This window comes from Paracidovorax oryzae ATCC 19882 (assembly GCF_000687165.1).
Lineage (GTDB): Bacteria > Pseudomonadota > Gammaproteobacteria > Burkholderiales > Burkholderiaceae_C > Paracidovorax > Paracidovorax oryzae.
In genome coordinates, this window is record NZ_JMKU01000017.1 from 126,575 (window position 1) to 143,466 (window position 16,892).

General features: G+C 71.5%; 14 protein-coding genes and 1 tRNA gene. 10 read left to right on the forward strand and 5 right to left on the reverse strand.

Annotation, left to right across the window (positions count from 1 at the left end; all coding sequences use genetic code 11):
* The first annotated feature begins 4 nt into the window (after positions 1-4).
* From T336_RS0114495 to T336_RS0114505, 3 genes are all read left to right on the forward strand, one after another.
* Positions 5-1,828 (forward strand): hypothetical protein, encoded by a 1,824-nt coding sequence (locus T336_RS0114495; RefSeq protein WP_026433101.1) that lies wholly within the window; start codon positions 5-7, stop codon positions 1,826-1,828.
* A 47-nt stretch (positions 1,829-1,875) separates the two neighbouring features.
* Entirely contained in the window at positions 1,876-2,310 is a 435-nt protein-coding gene (locus tag T336_RS0114500) for a DUF1841 family protein (RefSeq protein ID WP_013596216.1), read from the forward strand.
* A gap of 98 nt (positions 2,311-2,408) precedes the next feature.
* Complete coding sequence (locus T336_RS0114505) at positions 2,409-4,952, forward strand: bifunctional diguanylate cyclase/phosphodiesterase (protein ID WP_026433102.1); 2,544 nt, start codon at positions 2,409-2,411, stop codon at positions 4,950-4,952.
* A 97-nt stretch (positions 4,953-5,049) separates the two neighbouring features.
* On the opposite strand, the gene T336_RS0114510 is transcribed toward T336_RS0114505, so the two are convergent.
* Positions 5,050-5,715, reverse strand: a complete 666-nt coding sequence (locus T336_RS0114510) for a c-type cytochrome (protein ID WP_026433103.1) — start codon at positions 5,713-5,715, stop codon at positions 5,050-5,052.
* Between the two features lie 113 nt (positions 5,716-5,828).
* Between T336_RS0114510 and T336_RS0114515 the strand changes: the two genes are divergently transcribed.
* Genes T336_RS0114515 through T336_RS0114540 form a run of 6 tightly spaced genes read left to right on the forward strand, consistent with a single transcriptional unit; the run spans position 5,829 to position 15,050 of the window.
* Positions 5,829-6,683, forward strand: coding sequence for an AAA family ATPase (locus tag T336_RS0114515; RefSeq protein ID WP_013596219.1), 855 nt, complete (start codon positions 5,829-5,831; stop codon positions 6,681-6,683).
* Between the two features lie 46 nt (positions 6,684-6,729).
* A complete protein-coding gene (locus T336_RS26710; protein WP_156957866.1) occupies positions 6,730-6,870 on the forward strand; it encodes a hypothetical protein in 141 nt (46 codons plus the stop codon).
* Between the two features lie 27 nt (positions 6,871-6,897).
* Positions 6,898-7,503 (forward strand): GNAT family N-acetyltransferase, encoded by a 606-nt coding sequence (locus T336_RS0114525; RefSeq protein WP_026433104.1) that lies wholly within the window; start codon positions 6,898-6,900, stop codon positions 7,501-7,503.
* A gap of 19 nt (positions 7,504-7,522) precedes the next feature.
* On the forward strand, positions 7,523-8,710 hold the full coding sequence (locus tag T336_RS0114530) for a vWA domain-containing protein (RefSeq protein ID WP_026433105.1): 1,188 nt from the start codon (positions 7,523-7,525) through the stop codon (positions 8,708-8,710).
* 5 nt (positions 8,711-8,715) lie between these two features.
* A complete protein-coding gene (locus T336_RS0114535) occupies positions 8,716-10,605 on the forward strand; it encodes an autotransporter assembly complex protein TamA (RefSeq protein ID WP_019701664.1) in 1,890 nt (629 codons plus the stop codon).
* A 32-nt stretch (positions 10,606-10,637) separates the two neighbouring features.
* A complete protein-coding gene (locus tag T336_RS0114540) occupies positions 10,638-15,050 on the forward strand; it encodes a translocation/assembly module TamB domain-containing protein (protein ID WP_026433106.1) in 4,413 nt (1,470 codons plus the stop codon).
* 52 nt (positions 15,051-15,102) lie between these two features.
* Here the strand turns inward: T336_RS0114540 and T336_RS0114545 are convergent, their stop codons facing one another.
* Both T336_RS0114545 and T336_RS0114550 read right to left on the reverse strand, forming a co-directional pair.
* Complete coding sequence (locus T336_RS0114545; RefSeq protein ID WP_026433107.1) at positions 15,103-15,645, reverse strand: GAF domain-containing protein; 543 nt, start codon at positions 15,643-15,645, stop codon at positions 15,103-15,105.
* A 64-nt stretch (positions 15,646-15,709) separates the two neighbouring features.
* The gene (locus T336_RS0114550; protein ID WP_019703046.1) at positions 15,710-16,000 is read right to left on the reverse strand and encodes a hypothetical protein; all 291 of its coding nucleotides are present in this window, start codon (positions 15,998-16,000) and stop codon (positions 15,710-15,712) included.
* Between the two features lie 114 nt (positions 16,001-16,114).
* Here T336_RS0114550 and T336_RS0114555 point away from each other — a divergent pair.
* A tRNA-Arg gene (locus T336_RS0114555) sits at positions 16,115-16,189 on the forward strand.
* A 15-nt stretch (positions 16,190-16,204) separates the two neighbouring features.
* On the opposite strand, the gene T336_RS0114560 is transcribed toward T336_RS0114555, so the two are convergent.
* Both T336_RS0114560 and T336_RS0114565 read right to left on the reverse strand, forming a co-directional pair.
* Positions 16,205-16,456 carry a hypothetical protein gene (locus tag T336_RS0114560; RefSeq protein WP_244883952.1) on the reverse strand — a complete coding sequence of 84 codons (252 nt, stop codon included), beginning with the start codon at positions 16,454-16,456 and terminating at the stop codon, positions 16,205-16,207.
* A gap of 80 nt (positions 16,457-16,536) precedes the next feature.
* Positions 16,537-16,803, reverse strand: coding sequence for a hypothetical protein (locus T336_RS0114565; protein WP_019703048.1), 267 nt, complete (start codon positions 16,801-16,803; stop codon positions 16,537-16,539).
* Between the last annotated feature and the right edge of the window lie 89 nt (positions 16,804-16,892).

The following is a 16,892-nucleotide window of genomic DNA, read 5'->3' on the forward strand; positions in this document are numbered from 1 at the left end:
TCCCATGCTGAAAAACGCCACCGCCTCGCCGAGCACCTCGTCGCCCCAGCACCTGCTGACCTCCCCGGGCAAGGAGACGCAGCCCACCAGCAGCCCGCCGACGTCACCCATCGTCCGCTCAGGCAGCCAGCGCCTGCCGGAGATGGAACTGCAACGCTTCGCACGGCCGGATGCGCAGGCATCCACCTCCGCCGCGGCATCGTCCAGCAGGCCCCCGCGCAACGATGCGCCCCGGGCCCCGGTGCGCGAAATGTCCCTGCGCTACATGGCCGACGTGGAAGCCCAGACCGACACGCCCGTCCCGGGAAGGGGTGCGCGGCTCCTGCAGCAGGGCAGGCATCTGGCCTCCGGGGCCCGGAATCTGGCGCAGAGTTCGATGAGCCAGGTAAGGAGCGGCGCGGCCGCGGGCGCCGCATACGCAGGGCAGGCCGCCACGGCGGCCAGGGACAAAGCCGTGCAGGGCTACCACTACACGGCAGCGAAGGCACAGCAGGGCTGGCAGGCCACGAGCGAATTCACCCGGCAAAGCGCGCAGGACCTCGTGGGCGACCGGCTCCCCAGCCGCGCAGCCGTGGGCGCCTTCACCGGCCACACGGTGCAGCAGTTGCTGACCTGCGGGATTCCCACCTTCTCCCGCGAATACGCGATGCTGCAGATCTACCGCGGCATCGTGAACTCCAAATTCGCCCAGGACAACCCCTTCGCCGTCGTCGGCATGCAGACCGCCGTGTCGATGGCGGCCGTGCTGGCGCACGCGAAACTGCGCCATGCGCGCATGGACCGGGATCCGGAAGCCGCGGTCAAGGGGCATTTCGGCCTCACGAACGCGCAGTGGGACGCCATGTCCCCGCAGGACAAGGCAAGGCACAAGGAGATCCAGCAGGCGGATTCCCGGCGCGTGACGGCGAACCAGGTCATCGCCGAGACGGGCAACTTCATCATGGGCGCCACCGCCGCGGCCGGCGGGGACCCCGGCGTGTCGGCGCGCGTGCTCGCCACCCAGGTGCGCAACATCATCTATGCCGCCATGCGCGAGCTGATGCAGGCCAGCCTCAAATTCGTCGATACCCGCGGTCCCGGCACCAGCGGCGTGAACGACGCCAACATGAGCTCCATGGCGGCGGTGTACACGTTGATGACCATGGGCGCCAGCACGGCCTCGGACGGCGTGGTCGGCGCGGTGCTGAACGCGCGCTCCGTCAGCCTCAGCGGCCTGCAGTTCCAGGTGGCGGACACGAACAACCCGGTCAACGATCCGCAACTGGAGAACGCGGCCCTCGTGGCCCTGGTCCGCGGGCTCTTCAATACCTCGGTGGAAGTGATCGACGCGGGCGTGGGCAAGCACTACGAGACGAAGCAGGTGGGCGCGCAGCAGGTGTGGAACTCGGGCAGCAAGCTGCCCATGAAGGACCACGACCGCATCCTGGACCACTCCGTCGCGCGGTTCTCCTGGAACCAGTTCGCGGGCATGGCCAACCTCGCGGTGCAGCAGGTCGCCAGGGCCACCGGCCTCAACAGGGCGGCTCCCGCGCTGACCTCGTTCCTCGGCGTCGGCACGACGGCTGCCGCCTTCGGCCTGGCCTACCGCAACACGAACCAGACCTACCAGGCCCATGCCAGGGTGCGCTCCGCCGTGGCGAACGCGCAGGCGCCCGCCGCCCCGGCGACGGCGCCTGCGCCGGACGGTGGCTCTCAGGCGGTGGCGTCCGGCGCAGGCCACGCCACGCAGGCGCGGCAGCGCCATACCGCAGTACCGGAGATCGAAGAGCCCGCGGACGACAGTGCCGCCCTGCCCCCGCACGGCGGGCAGGCCCGGCCCACGGCCTGATCGGCACCGCGCAGGGACGATGCCGCCGTGCTACGCTGCACGGCATCATGTTCAATCCCACGCAAGCGGACGTGCGCCGCTTTTTCTGCGCGGTGCATGCCAAGGCCCAGGCAGGCCAGCCGATGGAAGCCATCGAGACCCTGGCCAGCCTCTGGATCGCGGAACACCCCGAATACCACGAGGAACTCTCCGACGTGGACGCGGCCCTCGCGCGCGACTACGACCGCACGCCCGGCCGCACCAACCCCTTCCTGCACCTGTCCATGCACCTCTCGATCAGCGAGCAGTGCAGCATCGACCAGCCGCGCGGCATCCGCCAGGCGGTGGAACTGCTCGCCGCCCGCCTGGGATCGCTGCAGGAGGCGCACCATGCCGCCATGGAATGCCTGGGCAGCATGCTCTGGGAGAGCCAGCGCTCGGGGCGCCCTCCGGATGGCGACGCGTATGTGGCCTGCGTGCAGCGCCGGGCCACCCGCGACTGAAACCGCACCCCGGCGGTAGCTATAATAAAAATAGCAAACACCCGACGACGACCACGGCAGTCCCACCATGAACCGACGACCTCCGGCACGCCGGGAACATGGTTTCGAAGGGCGGTGCTGAAGTGCAGCGCTGGCGCCTGTCGCTGCGCACGGCCATCGCCGTTCCGTTCGCGGCCCTCTTCATCGGCACCGTGGCATTGCAGGCGGTCACCCAGCACCGCCAGATCGATGCGCTGATCGACCAGGAAAGCGTGCGCCTGCTCGACGCCGTGACGCACACGGCCAGCGACCGGCTCCTGCATTTCCTGGCCACGCCGTTCCGCGTCCAGCGCAGCGTCGCGGACGCGATCGGCCGCCATGGCCTCTACCATGCGGGCGACCTGCGCCCGATCCACGAATACCTGCGCGCCATCCTGGACGCCATCTATGCCGACGAGCGGCAGATCGGCCTGCTGGGCTTCGGCGGGCGCGAGGGCGAATACGCCGGCATCCGGCGCGAGGACGACGGCCGCCTGCGGCTGATCCTGCAGGACCGCAGCACCCACGGCCGGCTGCAGGTTTACGGGCTGGGCAGCAACAACTCGGTCATCGCCTCGCAGGAGGACTACGACCCGCGCGGCCGCCCGTGGTACGCCCCCGTCGCCGCCTCGGGCCAGGCGCGCTGGTCGGAGATCTACACCAGCGCGGGCGAGCGCGGCGACGTGATGATCGCGGCCTCGTCCCCGGTCGTGTCCGACGGTGAACCCGTGGGCGTGGTGCAGGCCGAGGTACGGCTCGACACGCTGCAGCGCTTCCTGGGCAACGACCCCCTGCTGGGCCATGGACACATCTTCGTGATCGATGCCGAGGACCGGCTGGTCGCGCAGTCCGGGGAAGGCAGCGTGACGCTACCCATGGCGCCCGGCAGCCGCCAGTACGGCCGGCGGCTCGCCAGCCAGAGCACCAGCGAGGCGGTGCGCGCCGCGGCCCGGTTCCTGCCCGCAGGCGGCCAGGACGAGGAAGCCGCTGCGTTCAGCTACCCCATGGACGGCCAGCGCTACTTCGCCCGCGTGACGCCATTCACCCAGGTCCCCGGCCTGAACTGGCGCATCGTGGTCGCGCTGCCCGAGGCCGACCTGCTCGGCGACACCCGCGCGGCCTCCCGCCGGCTGCTGCTCGCCACCGCCGCCATCGCGGCGTTCGGCCTGCTGCTGGGGCTGTGGGCCATCCAGCGCATTGCCGCCCCGATTCTGCTCACCGCCCGGGCCGCCCAGCGCATGGCCCGCGGCGACTGGGAAACCGAGCTGCGCATCACCAGCCCGCTGCGCGAGACCGGGGCGCTGGTGCAGGCCTTCAACGACATGGCCGGCCGGCTGCGCCATTCGTTCGAGCAATTGCACCGGCAGTTGCTGGGCGATCCGCTGACCGGCCTGCTCACGCGCCGCGGCCTCCTGGAGAAAGCCGACTGGCCCCATCCCCGGCGGGCCGTGCTGGTGCTGGCGGGCATCGATGCCTTCCGCGCGGTGAACGACAGCATGGGCCTGGACACGGGCGACCGGCTGCTGCAGGCAGCGGCGGACCGGATGCGCGGCTCGCTGCCCGCGCCGGCGTTCGCCGCGCGGCTGGGCGGCGATGAATTCGCGCTCCTGTACCTGGCCAGCGAGGCAGCCCCACCGGCCGATGCCGGGCGCGCCATACAGGACGTCTTCGCCCAGCCTTTTTCGGTCGGCGAGGACGAAGTGCAGCTGACCGTCTCCGTGGGGACCGTCTCCGGCACGCTGCCGGCCGGCCGTCTGGCGGACTGGCTGCGCAACGCGAGCAGTGCGCTCGGCGAGGCCAAGCGGATGGGCCGCGGCCAGTGCGTGCCCTTCACCCCGGACATGATGGAGCGCTCCCTGGAGCGCGTGCGCCTGGCCTCCGAACTGCGGCAGGCCTTGGAGCGCGGCCAGTTCGTGCTGCACTACCAGCCGGTCGTGGAGCTCTCCTCCGGCCGCACCATCGGCGCCGAGGCCCTGGTCCGCTGGGAGAGCCCCACGCGCGGCATGGTGCCGCCCGGCGTGTTCATTCCCGTGGCGGAAGCCTCCGATCTGATCCTGGGCCTCGGCGAATGGGTGCTGCGCGAGGCCACGCACGCCATCGCCGGGCGGCTGCCACAGTTGCCTGACGGCTTCGACATCCACGTCAACGTCTCGGCGCGGCAGCTCATCCAGTCCGATTTCCAGGACACCCTGAAGCAGATCCTGCAGGACAGCGGCCTGCCCGCGGGGCACCTGACGCTGGAGCTCACCGAATCGGTCCTGCTCGAGGACGACGGCGTGACCCGCGCGCGGCTGGCGGCGATCCGCGCGCTGGGCGTGAAGATCGCCATCGACGACTTCGGCACCGGCTACTCCTCGCTGGCCTACCTGGGCCGGCTGCCGTTCGATTGCCTGAAGGTGGACCAGCGCTTCGTGCGCAACCTGCTGCACTCGCCGCAGGACGAAGCCATCGTGACCGCCGTGCTCAGCATGGCCCGGGGCTTCGCCGTCACGGTGGTGGCCGAAGGCGTGGAAACCGCGCAAGAGGCCGACCGCCTGCGGTCCATGGGCTGCGCGAGCGCCCAGGGATACCACTTCGGGCGCCCGGCACCGCTGGAGCACCTGCGCCTCGCCACCCCCCTCTGAACGGCACCGCGGCTTCACCCGCCGCAATTAATCAGCGGCATTTTCCCGAAAAAGGAAATGGGTAAATACCCTGGAATATGCGCCCGCGGCGCGAAACTCAGCGGAAGCGCGATTGCGGTACCACCTGCAATTCACCGTCGAGCGAACCCAGATACCCGGACAGGGCCTTGAGCTCGGCATTGGAGAACTGCTTGGCGATGCCCGCCATGATCGCGTTGGAGCGGCCCACGGTGGCCGCGGCGGGCCCGCCCGTCTTGTAGGCCTTGAGCGCGGCGAACAGGTAGTCGGGATGCTGGCCCGCGATCTTCGGGTAGGACGGATCGATGGGCTTGGAGAAGTTCTCCCCGTGGCAGGACACGCAGGCGCCCTTTTGCAGCAGCTGCGCCACCTGGGCACCCGGCTCGCGCGAGGGCTTGGCGGGAGCGCCGCCCGGGCGGGCCTGGCCGGCGTAGTAGGCGGCCACGTCGGCGATGTCCTGGTCGGTGAGCGAATCGGCGATGCCGCGCATGGTGGGATGCCTGCGGTCGCCCTTCTTGTAGGCCTGCAGTGCCGAGGCGATGTAGCCGGCGTTCTGGCCCGAGATCATCGGCACCTTGTACACCTCGGGGAAGCTCGCCTGGTAGCCCGGGATGCCGTGGCAGCCGATGCACATGGCGATCTTGCCCTCCCCGGCCTTGGCGTCTCCCTTGACGTCCTGGGCATGCGCCACCGCGGTCACGCAAGCGACAGCGACGGCGAATATCGTGGTCAACTTCTTGTTCATTTTGCGCGCACAATCCAATGGAGTTTGTCGGTGCTCGGGGGCCAAAATGATTATAGCCAGCGCCCCTTCCGGCCATTTATCAACGATTACCCTCACCGCCCGCACGCACGCCCATGAAATTCCAAGGCTCCGAAAGTTATGTCGCCACGCCGGATCTCAAGCTCGCGGTGAACGCGGCCATCACCCTGCAGCGCCCGCTGCTGGTCAAGGGCGAGCCGGGCACCGGCAAGACCCTGCTGGCCGAGGAGGTGGCGCGCACCCTGGGGCTGCCGCTGCTGCAGTGGCACATCAAGTCCACCACCAAGGCCCAGCAGGGCCTCTACGAATACGACGCCGTGAGCCGGCTGCGCGACAGCCAGCTGGGCGACGCCGAGAGCGGCGAGCGCGTGAAGGACATCCGCAACTACATCGTGCAGGGCGTGCTCTGGCAGGCCTTCACCGCCGACCAGCCCGTGGCGCTGCTGATCGACGAGATCGACAAGGCCGATATCGAATTCCCCAACGACCTGCTGCGCGAGCTCGACCGCATGGAGTTCCACTGCTACGAGACGCGCGAGCTCATCCGGGCGAAGCACCGCCCGCTGGTCTTCATCACCTCAAACAACGAGAAGGAGCTGCCCGACGCCTTCCTGCGCCGCTGCTTCTTCCACTACATCCGCTTCCCCGACGCGGACACCATGCGCCAGATCGTCGCCGTGCACTTCCCCACGCTCAAGAGCGAGTTGCTCACCGCGGCGATGAAGACCTTCTACGACGTGCGCAACCTGCCCGGCCTCAAGAAGAAGCCCTCCACCAGCGAACTGATCGACTGGCTCAAGCTGCTGGTGGCGGAAGACATCCCCCTCTCGGCCCTGCAGAGCGCGGACGACAAGGTCTCCATCCCGCCGCTCGTGGGCGCGCTGCTCAAGAACGAACAGGACGTGAGCCTGTTCGAGAAGCTGGTGTTCATGAACCAGCGCAACCGCTGACCGGCCCGCTTCCGCGCCCCGCCCGGCCCCCCCGAAGGCATTGCGCATGGCCAGCGACACCCCACGGCAACTCCTGATCGAAGGCCTCTCCGACGCGGCAGGCTTCGTGGGCGGCGCGCTCGCCGGCTACGGCCTGGGCATGCTGCTCGGCCTCGACATCTTCGCGCAGGGCTATGGCGCCTCCTGAAACCCGTTCCCGAACACATCGATCCTCATGGCCTTCGTCGAACCCGTCATCCTGCAGGACCGCGGCATCCGCCTGGAGCCGCTCTCGCTCAGCCACGAAGCGGGCCTGGCCGCCGCGGCGGCCGACGGCCAGCTGTGGACGCTGCGCGTCACCTCCGTGCCCGAGCCCGCGAACACCCGCGCCTACATCGAGGCCGCGCTGGAAGGCCGCGCCCAGGGCCACCGCTTCGCCTTCGCGGTCATCGAAGAGGCCAGCGGCGAGGTGCTGGGCACCACCAGCTACCACGACATCCTGCCCGCGGTGAAGCGCGTGGAGATCGGCTGGACGTGGTATGCCCGGCGCGTGCAGCGCACCCACGTCAACACCACCGCCAAGCTGCTCATGATGGGCCATGCGTTCGACACGCTCGGCTGCCACGTCGTGGGCTGGCGCACCGACAACTTCAACTTCGCCTCGCAGCGCGCCATCGAGCGCCTGGGCGCGAAAAAGGACGGCGTGCTCCGCGGCCACGCGCTGCGACGCGACGGCACCATCCGCGACACGGTGATGTACAGCCTGCGCGCCGGCGAGTGGCCCGAGACGAAGGCCCACCTGCTCCACCTGCTGGAGCGGCACGGCGCGGCCTCGGCCTGACCCGCGAAGGAAACGCCCCATGCTGATCGACTTCTTCTACGCGCTGCGCGCCGGCCAGCTGCCGGTATCCGTCAAGGAATACCTCGCCCTGCTGGAGGCGCTGCAGGCGGGCGTCGTCGGCCCGAAGTCCGAAGACGGCTGGAGCATCGACGACTTCTACCACCTCGCGCGCACCATCCTGGTCAAGGACGAGAAGCACTTCGACAAGTTCGACCGCGCGTTCGGCGCCTACTTCAAGGGCGTCGAGATGGTGGCCGACTTCCGCAAGGAGGTGCCCGCCGACTGGCTGCGCCAGATCCTGGAGCGCGAACTCACGCCCGAGCAGAAGGCCGCCATCGAGAAAATGGGCTGGGACGAGCTCATGGAAACGCTGAAGAAGCGCCTGGAAGAGCAGAAGGAGCGCCACGAGGGGGGCAGCAAGTGGATCGGCACCGGCGGCACCAGCCCCTACGGCCATGGCGGCTACAACCCGCAGGGCGTGCGCATCGGCGGAGCGGGCAGGAACAAGAGTGCCGTGAAGGTGTGGGAGCAGCGCGCCTACCGCGACTACGACGACACCCAGGAGCTCGGCACCCGCAACATCAAGGTCGCCCTGCGCCGGCTGCGGCGCTTCGCGCGCGAAGGCAACGACCTGGAACTGGACCTGCCGGACACCATCCGCAGCACGGCTGCCAACGCCGGGTACCTCGACATCAAGATGGTGCCCGAGCGCCACAACAACGTGAAGGTGCTGCTGCTCATGGACGTGGGCGGCACCATGGACGAGCACATCCAGCGCGTCGAGGAGCTGTTCTCCGCCGTCAAAAGCGAGTTCAAGCACCTGGAGTTCTACTACTTCCACAACTGCGTCTACGACTACATGTGGAAGAACAACCGGCGTCGCTTCGCGGAGAAGTTCCCGACCTGGGACATCATCCGCAAGTACAACCGCGACTACAAGCTGATCTTCGTGGGTGACGCGACCATGAGCCCCTACGAGATCCTGCAGCCCGGCGGCAGCGTGGAATACCACAACGAGGAGCCCGGCGCGGAGTGGCTGCAGCGGCTCACCCACGCCTTCCCGAAACACGCCTGGATCAACCCCGAACCGCAGGGCGTCTGGCAGTACCGGCAAAGTATCGGCCTCATCCTACAGTTGCTGGGGGGGCGGATGTACCCTTTGTCCCTCAAAGGGCTCGAGGAGACCATGCGGCTGCTGTCAAAATAAACTTCATGCCCAGCCTGACTACAGCGCCGGCCCGTTGGCCGGCGTTGCTGCTTCTGAGTCTCGTGGCGCTCCAGGGCTGCAGCCTGCTGCCCGGCGCCCGCGACAAGGCGGACAGCGACGACACCACCGCCACCATCGCCTCCGATACCGGGGAAGCCGCCAGCGGCGCCGATGCCTTCACGCTCGACGTGCGAGGCCCCGACGCCGTGCGCGAACTGCTCGAGCGGCACATGGAACTGCAGCGCTTCCGCAAGCTGCCCGACCTGCAGGCCAGCGAACTCTCGCGCCTGCTCGGCGCGGCCGATGCCAATGCCCGCGAACTGCTGGGCACCATGGGCTACTTCAGCCCCACGCTCACCATCGCGCTGAAAGAAACGCCCGGCGGCCCCGCGCCCCGGTCCATCACGGTGGACGTGGATCCCGGCCCGCGCACCCAGGTCGCCGCGGTCGACATCGCCTTCACCGGCCCCGAGGCCGAATCGCCGGGATTCGCGCGCCGCAAGGAGCGCATCCAGCGCTCCTGGTCGCTGCAGCCCGGCCAGCCCTTCACGCAGGACGCCTGGGACGGCGCCAAGGCCGACGGCCTGCGCCAGCTGCAGGTCCGCCGCTACCCCACCGCGCGCATCGACGCCAGCCGTGCCGAGATCGACGCCGACCGCAGCGAGGCCAAACTGGGCGTGACCTACGCCCCGGGCCCGCCCTACCGCTTCGGCGCGCTGCGCGTGCAGGGCGCGCACCGCTACGACCCCGACGGCGCGCGCCGCATCGCGCGCCTGCCCACGGGCTCGGACTACTCCGAGAAGGAACTGCTGGACGCGCAGGCGCGCCTGGCCAGCAGCGGCTACTACGACGCGGTGTTCCTCGCCCTCGACACCGACGGCACCGACCCGCAGGCCGCGCCCGTCACCGCGCAGGTGCGCGAGGCGCCGCTGCAGAAGGTGGTGTTCGGCGTCGGCATCTCCACCGACACCGGTGCGCGCCTGAGCGTGGACCACATCCACAACCGCCTGCCCGGCATCGGCTGGCGCGCCGTGAGCAAGGTCACCATCGACCAGAAGACGCGCCTGCTGTCCACCGAATGGACGGCCCTGCCCGAAGAGAGCGGCTGGCGCTGGTTCGGCGGCGCGCAGGTGCAGCGCGAGGAAACCGGCAGCTACGACACCGACAGCGTGCGCCTGCGCGGCGGCCGCACGAAAAGCACCGGGCACATCGACCGCAGCTACTTCCTGCAGTACGACGACTCCAAGAGCCGCGGCCCGTCGGCGCCACCCTCCAGCAACGCCATCAGCGCCAACTACGGCTGGACGGGCCGCTACTTCAACAACGACACCTCGCCCACGCGCGGCTACGGCCTCGCGGCCGAACTGGGCGTGGGCACCACGCTGCGGCCCGAGCGCGATCCGTTCGTGCGCACGCGCGTGCGCTGGCAGTCCTTCCTGCCCCTGGGCCGCGTGGACATGGGCGAGGGCGTCGTGCGCTCCAGCCGCCTCTCGCTGCGCGCCGAGGGCGGCGCGGTGATCGCCCGCCAGGGCGCGGACATCCCGGTCACCCAGCTGTTCCTCACGGGCGGCGACACCACCGTGCGCGGCTACGGCTACCGCAAGATCGGCGCGCGCACCGAGAACGACACCCTCTACGGCGGCCGCTATCTCGCCGTGGGCAGCGTGGAATGGCAGCGCCCCATCACCCTGCGCGGCAACCGCACCGACTTCGAGAGCGCCGTGTTCGTGGATGCCGGCGCCGTGGCCGACCGCTGGGGCGACTTCGATCCGCGCGTGGGCGTGGGCGCCGGCCTGCGCTGGCGCAGCCCCGTGGGCCCGCTGCAGGCCGACATCGCCTACGGCGTGCAGGCCAAGGCCCTGCGTCTGCACCTGCGCCTGGGCTTCAGCTTCTGACCGGCTCCGGCCGCTTTTATTCGCGCGATCCGATGGCCACCCACCAGACCCCGAACCCCTACGCCGCCGCCGCGGCCCCGCCACCCCGCCCGCGCCGGCGGCGCGCCCTGCGCATCACGCTCTGGTCCTTCGCCGGCCTCGTCGCGCTGCTGCTCGTGCTGCTCGCCGCGGCCTGGTGGTGGACGGGCACCGGCAACTCCCTGGCCACCGCGCTCGCCCAGGCCGCCCGCTACTTGCCGGCCGGCCAGACCCTGGAAACGCGCGACGTCTCCGGCTCGGTGCGCGCGGGCGGGCAGATCGGCTGGCTGCGCTGGAGCAGCCCCACCCTCGTGGTGGAAGTGCAGGACGCGCGCATCGGCTGGAGCCTGCCGCCGCTGCTGCAGCGCGAACTCTCGCTGGGCGAAGTGCATGCCGCGCGCATCGTCGCCACGCCGCGTACGCCCGCGGAGCCCGAGCCCGACAAGCCGGTGCAGCCCCTGGAACAGCTGGTGCTGCCGTTGCGCATCGACATTCCCCTGCGCGTGGACGAAATCACCTGGGCCGCCGCCAGCCCCGTCACCGTGCGCAACCTCGCCGGCCGCTACCGCTTCGACGGCGACCAGCACAGCGCCACGCTCGACAACCTGGAACTGGCCCAGGGCCGCTACAGCGGCAGTGCCACGCTGCAGGCTCAGGCCCCGATGGCCCTGCAACTCACGGCCGATGGCGTGGTCCGCACGCCGGCCCCCGGCGGCGGCGCAGACCTCGAAGCCACCGCCCGCGCCGAGGTGCGCGGCACCCTCGCCACCGCCGCCGCGCGCCTGGACGTGTCCGGGCGCCTGCAGGCCGTGGCCGCGCAGGCCGCAGCGCCGCAGGGCCCCGCGGCGTCCGCGCCGCGCCGCGCCGGCTCCGCGCCCCGCCCGGCCCCTGCCACGCCCACCACGCCTTCGGCCTCGGCCTCGGCAACCGCATCCTCCCGTGCCGGCACGACACCTGCCAGCGCGGAGCCCATGCAGGCCCAGGTCCAGGCCCGCATCGCCCCCTGGGCGCCGCAGCCGCTGCTGCAGGCGCAGGCGCAGGTGCAGGCCCTGGACGTGGCCGCGATCTGGCCCCAGGCCCCCGCCACGCGGCTGAGCGGCCGCATCGAAGCCGCCCCCGCGCCAGTAACCGGGGCTCCGCAGGCCGCGCCGCAGCCAGCGCCTGCCCAGGCACCGGCATCGGCCGCCTCCGCGCCCGCCCCGTCCGCCGGCACGCCGCCCGCCACCGGCTGGGCCCTGTCCGCCCAGCTGGAGAACGCCCTGCCCGGCCCCTGGGACAAGGGCCGGCTGCCGGTCGAATCCATCGACGCGCGCGCCGATTTCGATGGCTCGCGCTGGACCGTGCCCCAGGCCACCGCCCGCGTGGGCAGCGGCACGATCGCACTGGAGGGCGCCTTCACGCCCGCCACGCACGCCCTGCAGGGCGACCTGGAACTGCGCGGCGTGCGCCCCGACGCCGTGCTCAGCACCCTGGACGCCGCGCCGCTCTCCGGCCGGGCGCGCGCGCGCAGCGACGGAGCCCCCGCCACCGGCACCGATGCCGCGCCCGCCCCGCTGGTGCGCTTCTCGGCCGACATCCGCTCCGCGGGCACCGCCCGCGCGCCGCGCAAGGGCGGCACGGCCAGCGCGCCGGCCGCCCCGCCGCTGCGCATCGACCGGCTCGCCACAGAAGGCACCTGGCAGGGCACCCTGCTCACCCTCGTCCAACTCCAGCTGGACGCGCTGCAGGTGCAGGCCAGTGCGCGCCAATTGCGCATCGATACCGCCGCACGCTCCGCACAGGGCCAGTTGCAGGCCACGCTGCCCGGCGCCACCGCGCAGGTGGACGGCCGCATCGCCCCGCGCGCAGGCGCGGGCACGCTCGACCTGCGCGTGGCAGACGCGCAGCGCGTGCAGCGCTGGATCGAATCCGTTCCCGGCCTGGGCACCGCCCTCGGCGGCGCGGCGCTGCAGGGCGAGGCGCGGCTCGATGCGCGCTGGAACGGCGGCTGGGAATCCCTGCTGGGGCAGTTGCAGGCCGCGGGACTCGTGGCCCGTCCCCGGGCCGGCGCCGCCACCGCTGCCGGCCCCTTCGAGTTGCAGGCCCGCCTCGCCGCCCCGCGCTGGGAAGTGGCCCTGCCGCCGCGGCCCGGCACCGGCGCGGGCCCCGCCACCATCCAACTCACGGCCGTGCGGGCCGACGTGGCCGGCTCCGTGCCGAAAGCCACCCTCTCGCTGGACGGCGAGGCGCGGCTCGACGAGCGCCGGCTGGACCTGCGCCTGCGCGGCTCCGGCGGCGCTGCGGGCCCGGACCAGTGGCGCGCGCAGATCGATGAACTGCGCCTGCAGGCCCGCGACGGACAGCGCCCGGGCCCCTGGACGATGCAGTTCGCGCAACCGCTCACCGTGTCGGCACGCACCGCGCCCACGCTGCAGGTGGAAACCTCCGGCGGGCAGGCGCGCGTGTCCGCGCCCGCCCCGGGCGATGTCACCCTGCGCTGGGAGCCCGTGCACTTCGCGCGCACCGCATCGGGCAGCCTGCAGCTGCGCACGCGCGGCCAGCTCCAGGGCCTGCCCATGGCCTGGGCCGAGGCGCTGGCGCAGGGCAGCGACGCCCTGGACCGCCTGGGCGTGCAGGGCAACCTGGTCTTCGACGGCGACTGGGACGTGGACGCGGGCGACACCCTGCGCGCATCCGCCAGCCTGCGCCGCACCTCCGGCGACCTGCGCCTGCTGACCGGCAACGCGCCCGCGGCCACCGTAGTGCGCAGCAGCGGCCCGAGCGCGGGCACTGGCACGGGATCGGCCGCCGGCATGGTCCGCGGAACGGCCGCTGCCGCGAACGCCTCAGCGACCGACACGCCCCGCGGCGCCGGCACGCCTGCGGGCGTGCGCGCTGCCGAACTGCGCCTGCAGGCGGAAGGCGACACCGTGCGTGCGCGCCTGCAATGGGACAGCGAGCGCGCCGGCCAGGTCCAGGCCGAGGCCTCCACGCGCCTGGCGCGCGTGGGCGAAGGATGGGAATGGCCCGCCGATGCGCCCCTCTCCGCCACCGCGCGCGCGCGGCTGCCCGACGTGGGCGTGTGGTCCACCCTCGCCCCGCCGGGCTGGCGCGTGCAGGGCACGCTCGATGCCGACGTGGCGCTGTCCGGCACCCGCACCGCGCCGCGCTGGAGCGGCACGCTCGCCGCAGACCAACTGGCCGTGCGCTCGCTGCTCGACGGCGTGGACCTGCAGAACGGCCGCCTGCGCGCAGCGCTGCGCGGCGACCGGCTCGAGATCACCGAATTCCGCGTGAACGGCGGCCCCGGCAGCAGCGCACGCATCGCGGGCTTCAGCGGCAACCGCACCGCCGCGCCCAAGGACGGCGGCACGCTCTCGGGCACGGGCACCGTGTCCTGGGCCGGCATGGGCCAGGAGGCCGCAGCGGGCGGCTCGGGCATCGCCATGGACTTCACCGCGGATGCACGCGCCCTGCAGGTGCTGGTGCGCGCCGACCGCCAGGTGAGCGTCTCGGGCCAGATGCGCGCGCAGCTGCGCCAGGGCCAGCTGTCGCTGCGCGGCAAGCTCACCGCCGACCGGGCCACCATCATCCTGCCGGAGGCCGGCGCCCCCAGCCTCGGCAGCGACGTGGTCGTGCGCTCCGCCGCCACCGACCGCGCCCGCGCCGAGGCCGCCCAGCGCGAAGGCGCCCAGGCCGGCCGCGTGGAGGCCGCGCGCCCGCCGGACATCGCCCTCACCTTCGACCTCGGCGACGACTTCGCGCTGCAGGGCCACGGCGTCACCACGCGCCTGGCCGGCGAACTGGAGATCCGCGGCGCCACCACGGCCGGCGGCCCGCCGCGCATCACCGGCGAGGTCCGCACCGTCGAGGGCCGCTATCGCGCATGGGGCCAGGCACTCAACATCGAGACCGGCCTCGCGCGCTTCAACGGCCCCTACGACAACCCCGCGCTGGACGTGCTGGCCATCCGGCCCAACATCAGCGTGCGCGCGGGCGTGCAGGTCTCGGGCACGGCCAAGGCGCCGCGCGTGGCGCTCTATTCCGACCCGGACCTGCCCGACGCCGAAAAACTCTCCTGGGTGGTCCTGGGCCGCAGCACCGCCGCGGGCGGGGCCGAGGCCGCGCTGCTGCAGCAGGCCGCGCTGGCCCTGCTGGGCGGCGGGGGCGGCAACGCCGGTTCGGGCAATTTCGCGAGCCGCCTGGGGCTGGACGAGATCGGCTTCCGCGGCCCCAACTCCGGCGCCAGCAGCGAAGACGCCTCCGGCGCCGCGCTCACCTTCGGCAAGCGGCTGTCCAAGGACCTGTACGTCACCTACGAACGCAGTCTCTCGGGCGCCCTGGGCACGCTCTACATCTTCTACGACCTGACACAGCGGCTCACGCTGCGCGGCCAGACGGGTGTGCAGAGCGCGGTGGACCTGATCTACACGCTGCGGTACGACTGACGCGGCGCGCGGGCCGCGCGCTGCCGCCCGGCCGGTGCGGAACCGCAGGTCTTCAGGAAACGGAAGGGAAAGGGAGAGGCGACGTGGAAAGGGCCTGCGCGCCCGGCGCCGCCTCCGGCACGCGCCCGCCGTGCAGTTGGCGCACGAAGGGATAGAGCATGTGGCCCGCCGCCTTCAGTAGCTCGTACTGCGCGGGCGTGAGCTCGCGCTCCTCGTAGTCGAAATGGCACAGCGTGCCCCAGAGCCCGCCCGCGTTGTCGCCGATCGGCACGCCGTGGTAGGCGACGACCACGCCGCGGAAAGGGCTGTGGACCAGCTTGTCCTCGTGCAGCGAGTTCGCGGTCAGCAACTCGCCATCCCGCAGCACGAACTGGCAGAAGCTGTCGGCCAGCTCCACCACCGCCAGGGCCTCCGGGCGCGCCTGGCCGAGCTTGTCGTACACGTGGACATTGAAAAGGCGGGGCCCATCGACCCGGAAGATGCCGGTGTAGCGGTGCGCGACATTGGCATTGAGCGCCTCCATGCCGGCGTCCAGCCCCCGCCCGCGCAGGATCGCCAGCAGTTGCGGGGACGTCAGGTCGGGAAGTGGAGGCATGTGGAAACCATTGTAGAGCCGGGCCCGGTGGAATGACGACGATCCCCCGGGTGTTCGTCGGCGATCAGCCCCGGCCGCCGGGCGCCAGCTGGATGGTGCCCAGGCCCGCGGGCGCATCGCCCGGCCTGCGGGGCGCGAGCCAGTACACCCAGGCGCCCTGCAGCCAGGCCAGCGCATAGAGCGCAGAGGCCGCGAACACGCCCCAGTGCCCCGACCGCCACCCGGCCCAGAACCAGAAAGGCTGCCCCAGCAGCCCGACCACGCACGCCCAGCGCCGCCAGCGCGCCGAGCGCGCCTGCGACAGCCACGCGGCGAAAGCGCCGAAAAACGCGATGGCAATCTGTTCGAAAGGCATGTCCGGAGCATACTGTATATTCAAACAGCCTCCAAGGCGGGCTTCGGGCGGTCCGCGCCGCGTTCGGGTGCCCGCCCGGCCACCTTTGCGGCCGGCCTTACAATCCCCCGTCCTCTCCTCATAGTTCAATGGATAGAACGAGTGCCTCCTAAGCGCTAGATGCAGGTTCGATTCCTGCTGAGGGGACCAGCCTCCGGCGCCGGCTCAGTCTCCGCCGCCTCCGCCGTCCCCATCCCCGCACCCTCCCGCGTCGCGACTGTCACAGCCATCGGTGGCGCCACCGTCCGAGTTGCCACCGTCCGGGACATCGCCGGCGCCCGACCGCCAGGCCAGCAGCGGAATCGCGGCCAGCCACAGCAGCCAGCCGTTGCCTTCCTCATGGGCAAGGAATGCGCAGCAGAGGGCAAAAAGCACGGCCACTCCACCGGACAGCAGGGAAAAACGCCGGAACCGCATGGCGGGCATTCTCGTGCCTGCGGCCCCAAAGACAAGACCCGCTCGAGGCGGGCCTTGCAGCTGGTCGGGAGGAAGCAGCGTCAGTCGGTGGACTTCTTCAGCGATTCCTTCGCCTTTTCCTTGGAGTGGTGCGCACGGTTCTTGTGGTAGCCGGCCTTCGCGTTGTTGACGGCCTTGCCCACGGGGCCGCTGTGCTTGGCGTCGTTCTCGGCGCGCTTCTGGTCGATCTTGTGCTCGGTGGCGTCGGCCGCTTCGGAAGCGGCCTTGCCCACCTGGGCGTGGGCGGCATGGCCTGCCAGCAGGGCGGCGGCAGTGGCGAGGGCGGCGAAGGTCTTGTTGAGAGTCATGGTGCGTTCTCCTGGTGGTGTTGTGGCACGTAGACGGCAGCATCGCGGCCCCTGCAGCCCGGCCGTGTCAGCGGGCAGCCCGACCCGCT

What these genes read in the sequence shown, in the direction of transcription:
- T336_RS0114560 (WP_244883952.1), bottom strand. Translation starts at nt 16,456, where the DNA reads ATGCGGTTCCGGCGTTTTTCCCTGCTGTCCGGTGGAGTGGCCGTGCTT.
- T336_RS0114515 (WP_013596219.1), top strand. Translation starts at nt 5,829, where the DNA reads ATGAAATTCCAAGGCTCCGAAAGTTATGTCGCCACGCCGGATCTCAAG.
- T336_RS0114545 (WP_026433107.1), bottom strand. Translation starts at nt 15,645, where the DNA reads ATGCCTCCACTTCCCGACCTGACGTCCCCGCAACTGCTGGCGATCCTG.
- T336_RS0114500 (WP_013596216.1), top strand. Translation starts at nt 1,876, where the DNA reads ATGTTCAATCCCACGCAAGCGGACGTGCGCCGCTTTTTCTGCGCGGTG.
- T336_RS0114535 (WP_019701664.1), top strand. Translation starts at nt 8,716, where the DNA reads ATGCCCAGCCTGACTACAGCGCCGGCCCGTTGGCCGGCGTTGCTGCTT.
- T336_RS0114550 (WP_019703046.1), bottom strand. Translation starts at nt 16,000, where the DNA reads ATGCCTTTCGAACAGATTGCCATCGCGTTTTTCGGCGCTTTCGCCGCG.
- T336_RS0114530 (WP_026433105.1), top strand. Translation starts at nt 7,523, where the DNA reads ATGCTGATCGACTTCTTCTACGCGCTGCGCGCCGGCCAGCTGCCGGTA.
- T336_RS26710 (WP_156957866.1), top strand. Translation starts at nt 6,730, where the DNA reads ATGGCCAGCGACACCCCACGGCAACTCCTGATCGAAGGCCTCTCCGAC.
- T336_RS0114505 (WP_026433102.1), top strand. Translation starts at nt 2,409, where the DNA reads ATGGTTTCGAAGGGCGGTGCTGAAGTGCAGCGCTGGCGCCTGTCGCTG.
- T336_RS0114540 (WP_026433106.1), top strand. Translation starts at nt 10,638, where the DNA reads ATGGCCACCCACCAGACCCCGAACCCCTACGCCGCCGCCGCGGCCCCG.
- T336_RS0114510 (WP_026433103.1), bottom strand. Translation starts at nt 5,715, where the DNA reads ATGAACAAGAAGTTGACCACGATATTCGCCGTCGCTGTCGCTTGCGTG.
- T336_RS0114525 (WP_026433104.1), top strand. Translation starts at nt 6,898, where the DNA reads ATGGCCTTCGTCGAACCCGTCATCCTGCAGGACCGCGGCATCCGCCTG.
- T336_RS0114495 (WP_026433101.1), top strand. Translation starts at nt 5, where the DNA reads ATGCTGAAAAACGCCACCGCCTCGCCGAGCACCTCGTCGCCCCAGCAC.
- T336_RS0114565 (WP_019703048.1), bottom strand. Translation starts at nt 16,803, where the DNA reads ATGACTCTCAACAAGACCTTCGCCGCCCTCGCCACTGCCGCCGCCCTG.